This is a genomic window from Burkholderia sp. BCC0506 (genome assembly GCF_902833145.1).
Classification (GTDB): Bacteria; Pseudomonadota; Gammaproteobacteria; order Burkholderiales; family Burkholderiaceae; genus Burkholderia.
The window spans coordinates 1-15,883 of sequence record NZ_CADFEN010000026.1; the positions used below are offsets into that span (position 1 = coordinate 1).

Below are 15,883 nucleotides of genomic sequence, written 5' to 3' on the forward strand. Positions count from 1 at the left end.
GGCGCGTTCTACTACCTGCGCATCGTCAAGCTGATGTACTTCGATGCCCCGCAGGATTCGACGCCGATCTCGGGCGATTTCTGCAAGCGCACGATCCTCGTGCTGAACGGCGTGGCGGTCGTCGTGCTCGGCCTCGTCCCGAGCCCGCTGCTGACCGCCTGCCTGCAGGCAATCCGTCACACGCTGCCGCTGTAATGTCGGCAGCCGGCTGGTTCATCGTGCTGTTGGCGCTCGTATGCGCCAACCTGCCGTTCCTGAACCAACGCCTCTTCGCCGTCGTGCCGTTCGGCGCGACGAAGAAGAACGCGTGGGTACGGATCGGCGAGCTGATCGTGCTGTACTTCATCGTCGGCGCGCTCGGCTTCTGGCTCGAGTCGCGCGCCGGCAACCGCTTCGAGCAGGGCTGGCAGTTTTACGCGATCACGTTCAGTCTTTTCGTCGTGTTCGCGTTCCCCGGCTTCACGTTCCAGTATCTCGTCAAACGACGCTGACGGCTTCGGCCGTCCGTCGTGCTCACTCAGGAGCCGCCGATGGCCGAACTACCCAATCACGACGCCGCACTGACCGAAACCTGCCTCGAGAGCGAGGCGATCTTCGACGGCGCGTTCCTCAAGCTCAAGCGCGACACCGTCCGTCTGCCGGACGGCAAGAAGGCCACGCGCGAATACGTGCAGCACCCGGGCGCGGTGATGGTGATCCCGCTGTTCGACGACGGCCGCGTGCTGATGGAAAGCCAGTATCGCTATCCGATCGGCAAGGTCATGGCCGAATTCCCGGCCGGCAAGCTCGACCCGAACGAAGGTGCGCTCGCCTGTGCGGTGCGCGAGCTGCGCGAGGAAACCGGCTATACGGCGCGTGAATACGTGTTCCTGGCCCGCATTCACCCGATCATTTCCTATTCGACCGAATTCATCGACCTGTATCTCGCGCGCGGGCTCACGGCCGGCGAGCGCAAGCTCGACGAAGGCGAATTCCTCGAAACCTTCACCGCGACGCTGCCCGACCTGCAGGAATGGGTGCGCACGGGCCAGATCTCGGACGTGAAGACGATCATCGGCACGATGTGGCTCGACAAGGTGCTGTCCGGCACATGGCCGCTCGGGCCGGTCGTCACGCCCTGAGCCGGCCTCAGCGGCGGGCGGGGCGCCGCGTTACAATTCCATGACGCGGCGCGTCCGTGCCGCGTGGTCGGGATTTAGCACGATCGTTCACAAAATCGCTTTTTGCGCTACACTCGTCACACGCCCTGATTCAGCATGAAGGTCCTCGATTTACAGTGTCCGCACGGTCATCGGTTCGAAGGCTGGTTCGCTTCCGCCGATGAATTCGAAGCGCAGTTGTCCCGCAAGCTGGTCGAATGTCCGGTGTGCGGAACGACGGAGATCAACCGGATGCCGTCGGCGCCGCGCCTGAACCTGTCGGGCGCGACGCAGGCGCCGCCGGCCGATTCGCGTGCGCTGCAGGCGCAGGTGATGCGCGCGCTGCGCGAGGTGCTGGAGAAGACCGAGAACGTGGGCGAGCGCTTCGCCGAGGAAGCGCGGCGCATCCATTACAACGAGGCGCCGGCACGCAGCATTCGCGGCGTCACGACGCCGGAAGATGCACAGTCCTTGGTCGAAGAAGGCATCGATGTGATGCCGCTGCCGATTCCTGTCGCGCTGAAAGAACCGCTGCAATGACGTACGCAGTGTGTCCTTGGCCGGGGACGGCCGCGGACAGGAGACACTGCGCATGGATCTGGATTATTCCCCCGCCGACGACGCATTCCGCGCCGACGTCCGCGCCTGGCTCGAGGCCAATCTGCCTCACGCACTGCGCGCCAAGGTACTCGATCACAAACGACTCGACCGCGAGGATTTCGCGAGCTGGCACCGCATTCTGGGCCAGCGCGGCTGGTCCGCACCCGCATGGCCCGTTGAATATGGCGGCCCCGGCTGGAATGCGACGCAGCGGCACATCTGGGACGAGGAGTGCGCGCGAATCGGTGCGCCGACCGTGCTGCCGTTCGGCGTGTCGATGGTCGCGCCGGTCCTGATGAAATACGGCAGCGAAGCGCAGAAGCGCCACTATCTGCCGCGTATTCTCGACGGCTCGGACTGGTGGTGCCAGGGCTATTCGGAACCGGGTTCCGGATCCGACCTCGCGTCGCTGCGCACGCGCGCCGAGCGCCACGGCGATCACTACGTCGTCAACGGCCAGAAGACCTGGACCACGCTCGGTCAGTACGCCGACATGATGTTCTGCCTCGTGCGCACCGATCCGGCCGCGAAGAAGCAGGAAGGCATCTCGTTCCTGCTGATCGACATGAAGACGCCCGGCATCACGGTGCGCCCGATCGTGATGCTCGACGAGGACCACGAGGTCAACGAGGTGTTCTTCGAGGACGTGAAGGTGCCGGTCGAGAACCTCGTCGGCGACGAGAACCGCGGCTGGACCTATGCGAAATACCTGCTTGGCCACGAGCGCACCGGCATCGCGCGTGTCGGCGCGTCGAAGCGCGAACTCGCGTTCCTGAAGCGTGTGGCGTCGAACCAGCGCAAGAACGGCAAGCCGTTGCTCGCCGATCCCGTGTTCGCGGCGAAGGTCGCGGCGCTCGAAGTCGAGCTGATGGCGCTGGAAGTGACGGTGCTGCGCGTCGTGAGCCGCGAGACGAGCGGCAAGGGGCCCGGCCCCGAAGCGTCGATGCTGAAGATCAAGGGTACCGAGGTGCAGCAGGCGCTCACCGAGCTGATGGTCGAGGCGATCGGCCCGCTGGCCGCACCGTTCGACGTGCCGTTCCTCGAAGGCGAGCGCGAGCACAGCATCGCGGGCGACGACGATGCGGCGCCGCTCGCCGCGTACTACTTCAATTACCGGAAGACGTCGATCTACGGCGGGTCGAACGAGATTCAGAAGAACATCATCGCGCAGATGATCCTGGGGCTGTGATCAGGCAACGGAGACAACCATGGATTTCAGCTTTACCGATGAGCAGCAGCAGTTCGCCGACGCGCTGCGCCGGTATCTCGGCGAGCAATACGGTTTCGAGGCGCGCCAGGCGATCGTGCGCAGCGATGCCGGTGTGTCGGACGCACAGTGGAGCGCATTCACCGACCTGGGATTGACCGCGTTGCCCGTACCCGACGCGCAGGGCGGTTTCGGCGGCGGGCCGGTCGACATGCTGGTCGTGATGCAGGAGCTGGGTCGTGCGCTCGTGATCGAGCCGTACTGGGCCACGGCGGTCGGCGTCGAGGCGTTGCGGATCGCCGGCTCCGGCACGGGCGACGACGCCGCGCTGCTGGAGGCGGTCGCGCAGGGGCGCAAGCGCTTGGCCGTCGCATTCCATGAACCGCGGGCACGCTACGACCTGTACGAACTCGACACCCGCGCACGCGAGCAGGGCGGCACGTATCGGCTGACCGGCACCAAGTCGGTGGTTCAGCACGGCGCCCAGGCGCATGCGTGGATCGTGCCTGCGCGGGTCGACGGCGGCGGCATCGGCCTCTTTGTCGTCGAGCGCGATGCGGCCAGCGCGAAGGTGGCCGACTACCGGACCATCGACGGCCAGCGTGCCGCGACGATCGCGTTCGACGACACGCCGGCCCGACTGCTGACGGGCGGCGCGCGCGACGCGGCGGCACTCGAGCAGATTGCCGATTACGCGACCTTCCTGCTGTGTGCGGAGGCGGTCGGCGCACTCGACGAGCTGAATCGCGCGACGGTCGAATACACGAAGACGCGCGAGCAGTTCGGCGTGCCGATCGCGCGCTTTCAGGCGCTGCAGCACCGGATGGTCGACATGCTGATCCATGCCGAGCAGGCGCGTTCGCTGACCTATCTCGCGGCGGTGCGCTACGCGAATGGCGACGCCGATGCGCGGCGCAAGGCCGTGTCGGCCGCGAAGGCGCGGGTCGGGACGGCCGCGCGCTTCGTCGGCCAGCAGGCGGTCCAGCTGCACGGCGGCATGGGCGTGACCAACGAAGTGGCCGCCGCGCACCTGTTCAAGCGGCTGTCGATCATCGAGACGACGCTCGGCGATACCGATCATCACCTCGCCCGCATCGCGGCGCTGCCCGATTTCGCGCAGACCGACGTAGCATGACGGCGACGCGCGAGCGCGCCAGACAAGGAGACTTATCCGTGGGCATCAGTTACGAAGACCTGGTGGTCGGCAGTACCACCGAAGTGGGCCGCTACACGTTCGAGGCCGACGACATCAAGGCGTTCGCGAAGCGCTACGATCCGCAGCCGTTCCATGTCGACGAGGAAGCGGGGAAGGCATCGCATTTCGGCGGCCTCGTCGCGAGCGGCTGGCATACGTGCTCGGTGTTCATGAGCCTGCTGGTCCAGAAGCTCGGGCCGGACTCGACCAGCATGGGCTCGCCGGGCATCGATTCGATCCGCTGGCTGAAGCCGGTACGTGCCGGCGACACGATCACGATGTACCAGAAGGTCCACGACAAGCGTGTGTCGGAGAGCAAACCCGATCGCGGCATCGTGTCGACGGAATGGGTCGGCGTGAACGAAGCCGGCGAGACGGTGATCAGCGTGCACACCAAGGTGCTTTTCGGGTTGCGCCATCCGGGAGGCGCGAAGTCATGACCGACGTGACCTTGCCGCTGATCGCGTCGGCGCAGGCGCTGCAGGCGCGGGTCGGCGCGGAGCCGCTCGCGAGCGGCTGGATCGAGATCGACCAGCCGCGCGTCGACGGTTTCGCCGATGCGACCGGCGATCATCAATGGATTCACGTCGACCCGGAACGCGCGCGGCGCGAGTCGCCGTTCGGCGGGCCGATCGCGCACGGGTTCCTGACGCTGTCGCTGATTCCTGCGTTGATGACCGACGCCATGCGCTTCGAGCAGAAGATGGGCGTCAACTATGGGTTGAACCGCGTGCGGTTTCTGAAGCCGGTGCCGGTCGGGGCGCGCGTGCGCGCGCTGTTCGCGGTAAAGGAAATCGCCGACGCCGCGCGCGGCGGCATCCAGGTGACGTGGTCGGTATCGATGCAGGTCGAGCGCCCCGACGCGCCGCTGCCGGTATGCGCGGCGGAGTTCATCACGCTGCATTACTTCTGAAGCACGGAGCGGCATGCACCGATGCCGCTCCGCGCATCACGCGCGGGTCAGTGCTTCGCGTATTGCGTTGCGCCGAACAGCACCTCGCGTGCCTTGTCGTCCTGCAGCGCCTTGCGCAGCGACGCGAGCACCTCGACGCCGCGCTGCACGGCCGGTCGTGCGGCGATCGTCTCGTGCCAGCGCTTCACGTTCGGCAACGCGTCGAGCTCGATGCCCTGGTTTTGCCACGAGCGTGTCCACGGGAACGTCGCAATGTCCGCGATCGTGTACGTGTCGCCCGCGAGATACGCGGATTCGCCGAGGCGCTTTTCCATCACGTTGTACAGGCGCTTCGCTTCGTTCGTGTAGCGGTTGACCGCATACTCGATCTTCTCCGGCGCATACAGGCGGAAGTGGTGCGCCTGCCCGAGCATCGGGCCGACCCCGCCCATCTGGAACATCAGCCATTCGAGCGTCGCATAGCGCGCGGCCGGATCGGCCGGCAGGAACTTGCCGGTCTTCTCCGCGAGGTAGATCAGGATCGCGCCCGATTCGAACAGCGAGATCGGCCGGCCGCCGGGGCCGTCCGGATCGACGATCGCCGGGATCTTGTTGTTGGGGCTGATCTTCAGGAACGCGGGCTCGAACTGGTCGCCCGCGCCGATATCGACCGGATGGGCACGATACGCGAGGCCCGTTTCCTCGAGCATGATATGTACCTTGTGGCCGTTCGGGGTCGCCCAGCTATAGACGTCGATCATCGTCAACTCCTGTGTGGCATGCGCGAAAACGGCGCTGGCGGCGCCGCGACAGGCGGTCATTAGAGCATGGATCGACACGGGCTGCTGGCGACGGAAACGCGCGTGCCGACGGGCATGCGCGGCCCGGCGGGAGATGGCCGCCGGCATGGTGCGAGGCGTCGATGGGCCGCGTCGGACAGCTGCGGCGGCGTGGCGCCGCTCCGAAGGCCGGCGCGGCGAATCAGCGCTTGTAGCGCGGCTGGCGCTTCTCGAGAAAGGCGGTGATGCCTTCGAGGCCGTCCGCATGATGCAGCGACGCGACGAAATGATCGCGCTCGGTGCCGAGGTGTACATCCAGCGGTTGCGCGGTCGCGTCGTCGAGCAGCGACTTGATGCGCGTGAGCGCATTCGGCGAGATGCCGGCGAGCGTGTCGGCCCATGCCAGTGCGTCGCTCAGTGCCGTGCCCGGTGCGGCGAGCCGGTTGACGACGCCGAGCGCATGCAGGCGTTCGGCGGCGACCGGCTTGCCTTCGAACAGGATCTCGGCCGCGATCGCACGCGGCAACGCGCGGGCAAGAAACCACGAGCCGCCGCCGTCCGGTGTCAGCCCGACGCGCGCATACGACATCACGAATTTCGCGTCATGTGCGGCGACGATCAGGTCGCACGCGAGCGCGAGCGAGAAACCCGCGCCGGCCGCGGCCCCTTCGACGGCCGCGATCACCGGCTTCGTCGACGCGCGGATCGCCGTGACCCATGCCGCCAGCTGATCGATGCTGTCGGCCTGGAAGGACGGATCCTTCGAGCGATTCTCGAGCAGCCGGTTCAGGTTGCCGCCTGCACAGAAGAATCGATCGGCCCCCGTCAGCACGACGGCGCGAATCGCCGGATCGCGCTCCGCGGTGGCGAGCGCTTCGATGCCGGCCGCGTACATGTCGGGATGCAGCGCGTTGCGCGCGCCGGGATTGGACAGCGTGAGGACGAGCGTCGATTCGCTCTCGGGCGGACGCGAAGCCAGCAGTTCAGCACTCATGGGAGCGTGTCTCCATCGGGTGGCGCGGCCGGGACGCCGCGTGTGTCGCGCGGACGGGCGGTGCCGACGCCGCAGCGGATGTAATGTTGTCGTGACGAACGAAAAACTTGCTTTAGACTAGCACGAACGTGCTTTTCGGCGCGATGAATCCCGATGCGGCCGGCGTCGTTGCGGCTGCGCTTCAGCAAGGAAGGAGTCTCCGATGCTACAGCTGTGCGGTATTCCGTTGTCCAACTACTACAACAAGGTGAAGTTCGTCCTGCTCGAGCACGACATTCCGTTCGAGGAGGTGGTGTGCGGTCTGCCGATCTGCGATCCGGCGCAGCTTGTCGATTCGCCGCTCGGCAAGATTCCGTTCCTGAAGACCGAAGAGGGCGCGCTGTTCGAGTCGCAGGTGATCGTCGAATATCTGGCGGCGCGCTATCCCGAGAAAGGCATTTTCCCCGCGAGCCCGTTCGCGGCGGCCAAGGTGCGCGAACTGGTCGAGACGCTCGAACTCTATCTCGAATGGATGGCGCGTGAGGTCTATACGGAAGCGTTCTTCGGCGGCAAGGTCAGCGACGGGATGAAGGCCCACGTCGAGAAGCGCCTGCCGCGCGCGATCGAGGCATTCAAGCAGATGACGCAGTTTTCGCCGTATGTGCTCGGCGAGTCGTTCGGCCTCGCGGACATGGCCGCGTGGGTCCATCTGCCGGTCATCGGAATGGCGACGAAGGCCATCTTCGGCCACGACTTCCTGCTCGATGCAGGCATCGACTGGAAGGCGCACGCGAAGACGGTCGGTGAACGCCCGGCCGCGCAGCGCGTGGCAGCCGAGCGCAAGGCGTATATCGAAGCGGCGAACGTCGCGCGTTCGTAAGCGCGTTTTCCGGCGGGCGGCATGCGGCCGCCCGTGCGGGTCTTACAGGCGGGCGAGCCGTTCGAGCGCGGAGGCGAGCGTGCTTTCCTGCTTCGCGAAGCAGAAACGCACGACGCCCGATTCGTGCGGCTCGTGATAGAACGCCGACACCGGAATGGCGGCCACGCCGATTTCCGACGTGAGCCACTTCGAGAATTCCGCTTCGGGCAGGTCGCTGATCGCCGAGTAATCGACACACTGGAAGTACGTGCCCGTGCACGGCAGCAGCTTGAAGCGCGTGCGCTCGAGGCCGGCCCGGAAGAAGTCGCGCTTCCGTTGATAGAAGCCCGCGAGCGACAGGTACGGCGCCGGGTCGCGCAGGTACTCCGCGAGCCCGATCTGCATCGGCGTGTTCACCGTGAACACGTTGAACTGGTGGACCTTGCGGAATTCCGCGGTCAGCGCGGCCGGCGCCGCGACGTAACCGACCTTCCAGCCCGTCACGTGATAGGTCTTGCCGAAGCTCGACACGATGAAGCTGCGCGCGGCGAGTTCCGGGTAGCGCGCGACGCTTTCGTGGCGCGCGCCGTCGTAGACCATGTGTTCGTAGACCTCGTCGGACAGGATCAGCACGTTGGTGCCGCGCACGATGTCCTCGAGCTTGCGCATGTCCGCCTCGCGCCACACGGTGCCCGTCGGGTTGTGCGGCGTGTTGATCAGGATCATTCGCGTCTTCGGCGTGATCGCGGCCGCGAGACGGTCGAACGGGATCGCATAGTCGGGCGCCTCCAGCGTGACGAACACGGGCTTGCCGCCCGCCAGCTCGATCGACGGCAGGTAGCTGTCGTAGGTCGGCTCGACGACGATCACTTCGTCGCCCGGATGTACCGCGCACAGGATCGCCGTCAGCAGCGCCTGCGTCGCGCCGGCCGTCACGGTGATTTCGGTGGCCGGATCGTAGCGCCGGCCGTACACCTGCGCGATCTTGTCGGCGATCGCGTCGCGCAGCGGCGCGACGCCCGCCATCGGCGGGTACTGGTTGTGTCCGCTGCGCATCGCGGCGGCGACCGCGTCGACGATGCGCGGATCGCAATCGAAATCCGGGAAACCCTGGCCGAGGTTCACCGCCCCTTTTTCGGCGGCAAGCGCGCTCATGACCGTGAAGATCGTCGTGCCGACGTTCGGCAGGCGCGAGGGGAATACGGGAGTCGTTGGCATGTCTGAAGGAGCGTTCATCGATACGGTCGAAATCGGGTGAGATGCGTCAGGCCGGCGTTGCCGTGGCGAGCGGCGCGGCGTCGAGTGCGCAGGCTTCGGCAAACGGCCCGGGTTGCGCGATCCGGAAACCGAAGTCGCGTGCGGTGCGCTTCGCGAGCTTCAGCAGCGCGCGGTCTTTCGACACGAGCCAGTCGGCCTGTGCGGCGCGGGCGAGTTCGAGAAATTTCTGATCGTCGCGGTCCTTGCACTTCGGCAACGGCGGCGCGCCGGCGTCGACGGGCGGCGGTTCGACGAGGCTCGCGAGCCGGGCGACGGTCGCGAGAGCGGCCGCCTTGTCGATCGCGCGCGACTGGAACTGCGGATAGTCGAGCACGTATTCGAGTTCGGTCAGGCAGCGGCCGTCGATCACGGCCGCAAGCGTGCCGCGCTCCAGCGCGGCGCGGATCGGGCGCGTAGCGGGGTCGTCGAATACGAGGATGTCGATCCAGACGTTCGAGTCGAGCACGACGCGGTGTGCGGCATGCGGGGCGGGAGAGCGGGTCATTCGTTACAATCGGTGGTTTTCGTCTGACCGCAAGGCACGGCGTGCCAGCGAGCCTCTATGATAATCGTTCTCTCTCCCGCCAAATCCCTCGACTACGATACGCCCGCGCACGTCCAGTCTTACACGTTGCCTGCATTCGCCGACGACGCGTCGGAGCTGATCGACGGCCTGCGCAAGCTGTCGCCGCAGGACATCGCCACGCTGATGGATATCTCCGATCCGCTCGCGCGCCTGAATTTCCAGCGCTACGCCGAGTGGTCGCCGGCCTTCACGCCGGCCAACGCGAAGCAGGCCGTGCTGGCGTTCAACGGGGACGTCTACGAGGGTTTCGACGCGAAATCGCTGTCGTCCGCCGATCTCGACTATGCGCAGCAGCACGTGCGCGTGCTGTCGGGCCTGTACGGGCTGCTGCGTCCGCTCGACCTGCTGCAGCCGTACCGGCTCGAGATGGGCACGCGTTTCGCGAACGCACGCGGCAAGGATCTGTACGCGTTCTGGGGCGACCGCATCACGCGGGCGCTGAACGAGCAGCTCGACACGCGCAGCGGCGCGGCGCGCGTGCTCGTCAACTGCGCGTCGACCGAATACTTCAAGTCGGTCAAGCCGAAGTTGCTGGCCGCGCCGGTCATCACGCCGGTATTCGAGGACTGGAAGGGCGGCCGCTACAAGATCATCAGTTTCCATGCGAAACGCGCGCGCGGCCTGATGGCGCGTTTTGTCGTCGAGAACCGTATCGCCGACCCGAAGGCGCTGAAGGATTTCGCGACCGAAGGCTATGCGTTCGATGCGGATGCGTCGAACGATTCGACTTACGTATATCGCCGGCGCATCGGCGAGTGACCCGCCGGCCGTTCACGAGACGGTCGGCGCTTGCATGAGGCCGGACAGGCGGTACACCGCCCGCATCGGTCGACGGCTTTGCATGGGACTGACGTAAGCGCTAAAGCGCTAACGCCAGTCGACAGCTTTGCATGGGACTGGCGTAAGCGCTAAAGCGCTAACGCCAGTCGACAGCTTTGCATGGGACTGACGTAAGCGCTAAAGCGCTAACGCCAGTCGACACAGGAGAAATGGATGGCCCTTTCGATCACCAGTAATTTCGACGCAGGCGCAATCGACGTCGTGTCGTGCGACAGCCCTGACGCGATCCGGCTGCGCGTGCGCGGCGACAATCGTTCGGCGTTCGCGCAATGGTTCTACTACCGCTTGACGGGTGCGCGCGGTGAGCGGTGCGTGATGACGTTCGAGAATGCCGCCGAATGCGCGTATCCGTCGGGCTGGCGCAACTACCGCGCGGTGGCGAGCTACGACCGGGTCGACTGGTTCCGCGTGCCGACGACATTCGATGGCAAGACGATGACCATCGACCATACGCCGGAGTTCGACAGCATCTACTACGCGTATTTCGAACCGTACTCGGAAGAGCGTCACGCGGCGTTTCTCGGCGCGGTCCAGCAACTGCCGCAGGCGAGCGTCGTCGAGCTCGGCCGTACGGTCGAAGGCCGACCGATGTCGCTGCTGACGCTCGGCACGCCGGAATCCGACGATGCGCCGAAGAAGAAGGTGTGGATCATCGCGCGCCAGCATCCGGGCGAGTCGATGGCCGAGTGGTTCGTCGAAGGCCTGGTCAAGCGGCTGGCCGGATGGGGCGACTGGGCCGGCGATCCGGTTGCGCGCAAGCTCTACGATCGCGTGACGTTCTATATCGTCCCGAACATGAACCCGGACGGCAGCGTGCACGGTAACCTGCGCACCAACGTAGTCGGCGCGAACCTGAACCGCGAGTGGATGGCGCCCGATGCCGAGCGCAGCCCGGAAGTGCTGGCCGTGCGCGATGCGATCCACGCGATCGGCTGCGACATGTTCTTCGACATTCACGGCGACGAGGATCTGCCGTACGTGTTCGTCGCCGGCTCGGAGATGCTGCCGAGCTTTACCGAGCAGCAGGGCAAGGAGCAGGCCGCGTTCATCGACGCGTTCAAGGTCGCCAGCCCGGACTTCCAGACCGAGCATGGCTACGCGGCGAGCAAGTACAAGGAAGATGCGCTGAAGCTCGCGTCGAAGTACATTGGCCACCAGTTCGGCTGCCTGTCGCTGACGCTCGAAATGCCTTTCAAGGACAACGCGAACCTGCCCGACGAGCGCGTCGGCTGGAACGGCGAGCGCAGCGCGGCACTCGGCGCGGCGATGTTGGCCGCAATCCTCGTGCACGTCGACACGTTCGGTTGAGTACAGCCGTCGTCGCATGAAAAAAACCGGCGCATCGCGAGATGCGCCGGTTTTGTGCTGCTGTCGTTGCCGCTCCGGTCGTATCAGGACTTCTTCGCGGTTTTTTTCTTCACGGCTTTCTTCTGGCCGCCTGATTTTCGCGTCGCCACGGCCTTCTTGCTGCCGGTACGGCTCGATGCCTTCGCCTTGCCTTTGCCGCGGTGCGACTTGCCCTTGAACTTCTTCGACGAAGACGACGAGCGCTCGACGCGTGGCTTCAGCGGCGGAACCGGGTCGTTCCAGCTGAACGCGAGCATTTGCTGGCCGACATAGCCGCAACGGAATTTCAGCGGCGTCGGATCGCTGCCGTCGCTGTGGATGCCGAGCCCGTCGACGGTGACGATGTTGTCGACCTTCACGCGCTGCTTGCCCTGGTCGAACGAGTCGTTCCACGGCGTGATCGTCGCGTTGCCACTGTCGAATGCGTTCGGCGCGAAGTCGACGCGGTCGAACGCCGTCGACGTGCTGGCGATGAAGCTGCCGTGCGCTGCACAATCGGCCGCGAGCGGATCGGCATGCATCTCGTTGACGAATTTGTTGATCAGTTCGGAGCGCTGGTCGAGCAGGTCGGCGAATACCGGGGCGGGAAGCGCAAGCGACAGGCCCGCGATACAGGCTGCCAGCTTGCCGAGCGTCCGGAAAAACCGGAGCGAGGCAGGTGAGCTGTCCATCTGGTTATTGGTGAGGAGCGAAGAAGACATCGGGCACGTATAGATGCCCGATGAAGAACAGGAGTTCAATCTTAGCGTAAAAAAGTTGTGCGGCAGTAGATCGTGTATTCGGTGCGCGCCGCGAACGGTGTTGCCGGCGCGCGTATGCGCGGAGCCGATCCGGAGGACATTCAGGCGCGCGGGCCGCCGAGGCGATAGCGCCGGACGTCGAAGGTCGTGACCCACGCAGGGCGATAGACGGCGATGAGTGCCGTCGCCATGCCGGTGAACCACGCTTCGCCGAGCGCGAGCAGCGCGGTGTTCAGCAGATAGCCGGCCGGGATCACGACCGGCACGCCGTCGGCGAGCGCGAGCTGGACGCCGGCCGCCGCGGCGGCGACCACGACGATCGCGATGGCGGGCGACAGGAAACCCTGCCCCGTGATGAACGATGCGAGATTATGCGGGAGCCAGGCGAGCGCCGCGCGTTGCAGCAACGCCGACACGGCGACAGGCAGTGCACCGTAGATCAGATAGGTCAGGCCGATGCCTTGCCACGGCGCGTCGAAGATGACCGCGGCAATCGCCGTGACGGCGCCCATCGCGACCAGTGCGAGTGTCCAGTCGAACAGCGTGACGAGCAGCGTTGCGCCAAGCAAATGCATGACGATGCCATCTTCGAGCCAGGCGTTCGAGGCCCACAGGACGGTGATCGCGGTGACGAGCGCGAGCCACACGTGCTGAAGCGTGGCGTCTTGCAGGCGTACGAAGGGGCGATTCCAGATCGCGAGCGCGAGCAGGGCCACGGCGGCGATCCAGCCACCGATGCCAACCCAGAGCGGAAGCGGTGTGAAAAGAAAACCCATGCGTCCATATTACTCGTTGAGCATCAAAGGTGGGAATCTGCACATGTCCGACCGTCGCAATATCGAGACTGTTTGCCTAGCGTCCGCGCCGGAACCGCGCCGGCGGCTCGGCGGCGAGCGGGAGATCCTGCGTGCCGGCCGCGGCCGGCAACGGGTACGGGCGGTCATGCCGTTGTGTACGCAGCGGAGCCGGGCCGTGTTCGCCGATGACCGGTTGGCGGGCGCGGTTGCGGTTCGCCAGCAGCACCTCGAGATGGGGCGACAGCCAACCGTTGTAGATCGCGACCGCGGCCGCGCGGTTTGCTGCGCCGAGTTGCTGGAAGATGCTCGCGAGGTGGATCTTCACGGTGCCTTCGCTGATGCCGAGCGTGCGCGCGATCATCTTGTTCGTGCTGCCCATGTGGACGAATCGCATGATCTGCGCTTGCCGCGGCGACAGGAGGCCGCTCGGCGGGCGGCGGGGCAGCGAGCCGGCGAGCGTCTGGAAGTGGGCATCGTGGCGCGCTGCCGCCGTGGAGGGCAGCAGCCTGAGGGCGATCGGCGGAATGTAGTGCCCGCCCAGCAGCACGATCTCGAGCGCGCGCACGATCAGGTGTGGTCGCGTGGAATGCGGGATCACGCCCGCGACGCCGTAGTTGAAGAAGCGCTGGATGGCTTCGGGCGAGACGTCGTCGACCAGGACGGCGAGCGGTGTCGGCGAGCACGCGGTGCCGAGCGCCTGAAGCTCGCTGACCCGGCCCACGTCGAGCCAGTCGATCGCCACGAGGTCGAAACGCTGGGTGCGCAGCAGCCGGCGCGCCTGGAAACCGTCGGGCGCATCGTTGATGCTGGCGTGCCGGTCGATCTGCCGCAACAGGGCCTTCAGTCCGTCACGCCGTTCGGCGTCTGAGTTAAGCACCAAGAACCGCATATTCAATCTCCATAAGGTGAGTCATTGACTGCTGTCGGGGTATTGGCTGGCCCCGATAATGACAAAGACCTTACACGATGTCTGCTTGGCTGAAAGGCTTAGGAAAAGTTCGAAATTTTTGGCGACGGAGCATCGGACAAGAAAAAAAGCCGCTTCGGCATGCACCGGAAGCGGCTTTGGTCGGGGCAGGCCGCGGGGCCTGCAGGGGCGGTCAGTGGAAGTGCGGCTGGGCGGGTGACGCGTCTTCCGGCATTTCCGCATGGACGATTTCGCCGAGCGGGTCTGCGTAGAGCGGCACGCCGCAATCGTCGCAGTATTCGGGTTCGAAGCGGCCCGCGTGCCGGCGGACGTCGGTTACGCCGCACTCCTTCAGCAGGCTCACGATTTCCTCGAGCGGCCCATCGATCGGCGCTTCGCCTTCGAGCGTCGCGCTGTCGGTCGAGACGTCGCCGTTTTCACGGCCGTAGAGCGGCCACACGACACCGTAGATCACGTCGTTGCTGGCACGCCGCGTGAAGCCCACGCGATACTCGTCGATACGACGTTCGCCGAAGCCGGCGACCACCGCGCGCAGCTCTTGCGGCGCCGCACCAAGTGTGTCGAATAGATAACGAATGGCCGTTCGGACGGTGTGGGGACGCACACGTTCGTCCGCATCGCGGCAGGCCGAGTAGTACGCGTCCGGAAGCAGGCATTCGAACTCGCAGCCGGGCAGCGCGATCGACAGGTTCGGACCGCCTTGGGCCGTCCACTGTTCGAGGCACTGGCCGCGCTCGATGCGGCTGCCGTTTTCTTCTTCCTGCCAGCGGAACAGTGGCGAGCCGGCCGGCGCGGCGACGACCGCCAGCAGGAAGCGCGGATCGGCCAGGATCGGCGAGGTTTCCGGCAGGTCGCCGAAGCTCAGCTTCGGGGCGTGCTGGCCGATCGCCGCATGGGCGAGCTGCTGCGCGAGCCGGTACGTTTCCACATGGTGCCGTGGCAACTGGTCGATGCTGTAGAGGAACGGGGCGAGCCCGACGAGGGTGCCGTTTGCAAGCACGTGCGCCTGCAGGTGCGTTCGCAGTGCGTCGGCAACGTCGCCCTTGAGCGGGCCCGACGGAATCATGTAGCGCGTCCAGGCGAGAACCGGGACGGCGACCAGCAGTGCATCGTACGGTTGGCCGTCGTGCTCGATCACCATCGACTCGCTGTGCGTCTCGGCCATGTCGGCGAGGGCGCCGTAGGCATCGGGATGATTCTGCTGAAGATGGTCGAGCGCGGCGTCGAGCGTGGTCTGATTGCCGTTGCGGACAATCTTGGCGAGTAGCGCATCGAGCTTCGCTTCCCAGAAGCGATCCTCGATGCGGCTGCCCGACGCGAAGAGCGCAAGCGACAGACCGACCAGTTTGTCGGCATCGGGGGGAAGGCGTTTGGCGATTCGCTGGCGCATATTAAACACGTATATAGAAAGAGGCGAAGAACCTCACATTCTAGTCCGTTCTTTGCACCATAAGCGGCCTCGTGGCCAAGCACGGCCAGACGGCCGAATGGAGATGCTTGTAAAAAAGTTGTTCAAGCCCCTTGCGCGAACGGCGTGAGCTGCATAGAATCACGCCTCTTTCGCGCTTACGGAAACGCCGCGCGGAAGGAAGGGAAGCGGTGCTGTCGGGTTCAGATGTAGCGAGCCTCGGCGGCGCAGGAAGATGGCCCCGCAGTCGCAACGAAGTCGTTCAGAAAGTTGTTGACGAGCTGCGAAACACGGTTCATAATCTCGCTTCTCTGCTGCTGAAAACGCAGCGCTGCC

The 15,883-nt window shown here is 65.6% G+C and carries 18 protein-coding genes and 1 pseudogene; 11 read left to right on the plus strand and 8 right to left on the minus strand.

Translation table 11 applies throughout. The annotated features are described in order from the left end of the window. The 8 genes and pseudogenes from HWX62_RS32645 to HWX62_RS32680 all read left to right on the plus strand — a co-directional run. Nucleotides 1-195, plus strand: a pseudogene (locus tag HWX62_RS32645) (NADH:ubiquinone oxidoreductase subunit N); the annotation flags it as partial. Continuing rightward, entirely contained in the window at nt 195-491 is a 297-nt protein-coding gene (locus HWX62_RS32650; protein WP_006484867.1) for a DUF2818 family protein, read from the plus strand. The pseudogene HWX62_RS32645 and the gene HWX62_RS32650, both read left to right, overlap by 1 nt. 39 nt (nt 492-530) lie before the next feature. Further along, a complete protein-coding gene (locus tag HWX62_RS32655; RefSeq protein WP_175933292.1) occupies nt 531-1,121 on the plus strand; it encodes an NUDIX hydrolase in 591 nt (196 codons plus the stop codon). A gap of 135 nt (nt 1,122-1,256) precedes the next feature. Continuing rightward, on the plus strand, nt 1,257-1,679 hold the full coding sequence (locus HWX62_RS32660; protein WP_175933293.1) for a DUF1178 family protein: 423 nt from the start codon (nt 1,257-1,259) through the stop codon (nt 1,677-1,679). A gap of 52 nt (nt 1,680-1,731) precedes the next feature. Next, nucleotides 1,732-2,928, plus strand: coding sequence for an acyl-CoA dehydrogenase family protein (locus HWX62_RS32665; RefSeq protein ID WP_175933294.1), 1,197 nt, complete (start codon nt 1,732-1,734; stop codon nt 2,926-2,928). A 19-nt stretch (nt 2,929-2,947) separates the two neighbouring features. Then, nucleotides 2,948-4,081, plus strand: coding sequence for an acyl-CoA dehydrogenase family protein (locus HWX62_RS32670; protein ID WP_175933295.1), 1,134 nt, complete (start codon nt 2,948-2,950; stop codon nt 4,079-4,081). Nucleotides 4,082-4,119: 38 nt separating this feature from the next. After that, nucleotides 4,120-4,581 carry a MaoC family dehydratase gene (locus tag HWX62_RS32675; protein ID WP_175933296.1) on the plus strand — a complete coding sequence of 154 codons (462 nt, stop codon included), beginning with the start codon at nt 4,120-4,122 and terminating at the stop codon, nt 4,579-4,581. Continuing rightward, entirely contained in the window at nt 4,578-5,054 is a 477-nt protein-coding gene (locus HWX62_RS32680; RefSeq protein ID WP_175933297.1) for a MaoC family dehydratase, read from the plus strand. Before HWX62_RS32675 ends, HWX62_RS32680 begins: the two co-directional genes overlap by 4 nt. Before the next feature lie 47 nt (nt 5,055-5,101). Here HWX62_RS32680 and HWX62_RS32685 read toward each other — a convergent pair whose 3' ends face one another. Then, complete coding sequence (locus tag HWX62_RS32685) at nt 5,102-5,794, minus strand: glutathione binding-like protein (RefSeq protein WP_175933298.1); 693 nt, start codon at nt 5,792-5,794, stop codon at nt 5,102-5,104. A gap of 220 nt (nt 5,795-6,014) precedes the next feature. Beyond that, the gene (locus HWX62_RS32690) at nt 6,015-6,806 is read right to left on the minus strand and encodes an enoyl-CoA hydratase (RefSeq protein ID WP_175933299.1); all 792 of its coding nucleotides are present in this window, start codon (nt 6,804-6,806) and stop codon (nt 6,015-6,017) included. Nucleotides 6,807-7,008: 202 nt separating this feature from the next. Between HWX62_RS32690 and HWX62_RS32695 the strand changes: the two genes are divergently transcribed. Beyond that, entirely contained in the window at nt 7,009-7,665 is a 657-nt protein-coding gene (locus tag HWX62_RS32695; protein ID WP_175933300.1) for a glutathione S-transferase, read from the plus strand. Nucleotides 7,666-7,707: 42 nt separating this feature from the next. Here HWX62_RS32695 and HWX62_RS32700 read toward each other — a convergent pair whose 3' ends face one another. Next, nucleotides 7,708-8,880 (minus strand): pyridoxal phosphate-dependent aminotransferase, encoded by a 1,173-nt coding sequence (locus HWX62_RS32700; RefSeq protein WP_175933301.1) that lies wholly within the window; start codon nt 8,878-8,880, stop codon nt 7,708-7,710. 28 nt (nt 8,881-8,908) lie between these two features. Next, the gene (locus HWX62_RS32705; protein ID WP_175933302.1) at nt 8,909-9,406 is read right to left on the minus strand and encodes a putative toxin-antitoxin system toxin component, PIN family; all 498 of its coding nucleotides are present in this window, start codon (nt 9,404-9,406) and stop codon (nt 8,909-8,911) included. A gap of 57 nt (nt 9,407-9,463) precedes the next feature. Here HWX62_RS32705 and yaaA point away from each other — a divergent pair, with 57 nt between their 5' ends. Together yaaA and HWX62_RS32715 are read left to right on the plus strand one after the other, a co-directional pair. Further along, entirely contained in the window at nt 9,464-10,246 is a 783-nt protein-coding gene (yaaA, locus tag HWX62_RS32710) for a peroxide stress protein YaaA (protein WP_175933303.1), read from the plus strand. 234 nt (nt 10,247-10,480) lie between these two features. Next, on the plus strand, nt 10,481-11,635 hold the full coding sequence (locus HWX62_RS32715) for a carboxypeptidase family protein (RefSeq protein WP_175933304.1): 1,155 nt from the start codon (nt 10,481-10,483) through the stop codon (nt 11,633-11,635). Nucleotides 11,636-11,718: 83 nt separating this feature from the next. Here HWX62_RS32715 and HWX62_RS32720 read toward each other — a convergent pair whose 3' ends face one another. The 4 genes from HWX62_RS32720 to HWX62_RS32735 form a co-directional block, all read right to left on the minus strand. Continuing rightward, complete coding sequence (locus HWX62_RS32720; protein WP_175933305.1) at nt 11,719-12,375, minus strand: hypothetical protein; 657 nt, start codon at nt 12,373-12,375, stop codon at nt 11,719-11,721. A 140-nt stretch (nt 12,376-12,515) separates the two neighbouring features. After that, nucleotides 12,516-13,190 carry an energy-coupling factor ABC transporter permease gene (locus HWX62_RS32725; RefSeq protein ID WP_175933306.1) on the minus strand — a complete coding sequence of 225 codons (675 nt, stop codon included), beginning with the start codon at nt 13,188-13,190 and terminating at the stop codon, nt 12,516-12,518. A 76-nt stretch (nt 13,191-13,266) separates the two neighbouring features. Beyond that, on the minus strand, nt 13,267-14,100 hold the full coding sequence (locus tag HWX62_RS32730) for a response regulator transcription factor (RefSeq protein WP_175933307.1): 834 nt from the start codon (nt 14,098-14,100) through the stop codon (nt 13,267-13,269). A 211-nt stretch (nt 14,101-14,311) separates the two neighbouring features. Next, a complete protein-coding gene (locus tag HWX62_RS32735; RefSeq protein WP_175933308.1) occupies nt 14,312-15,529 on the minus strand; it encodes a DUF2863 family protein in 1,218 nt (405 codons plus the stop codon). Between the last annotated feature and the right edge of the window lie 354 nt (nt 15,530-15,883).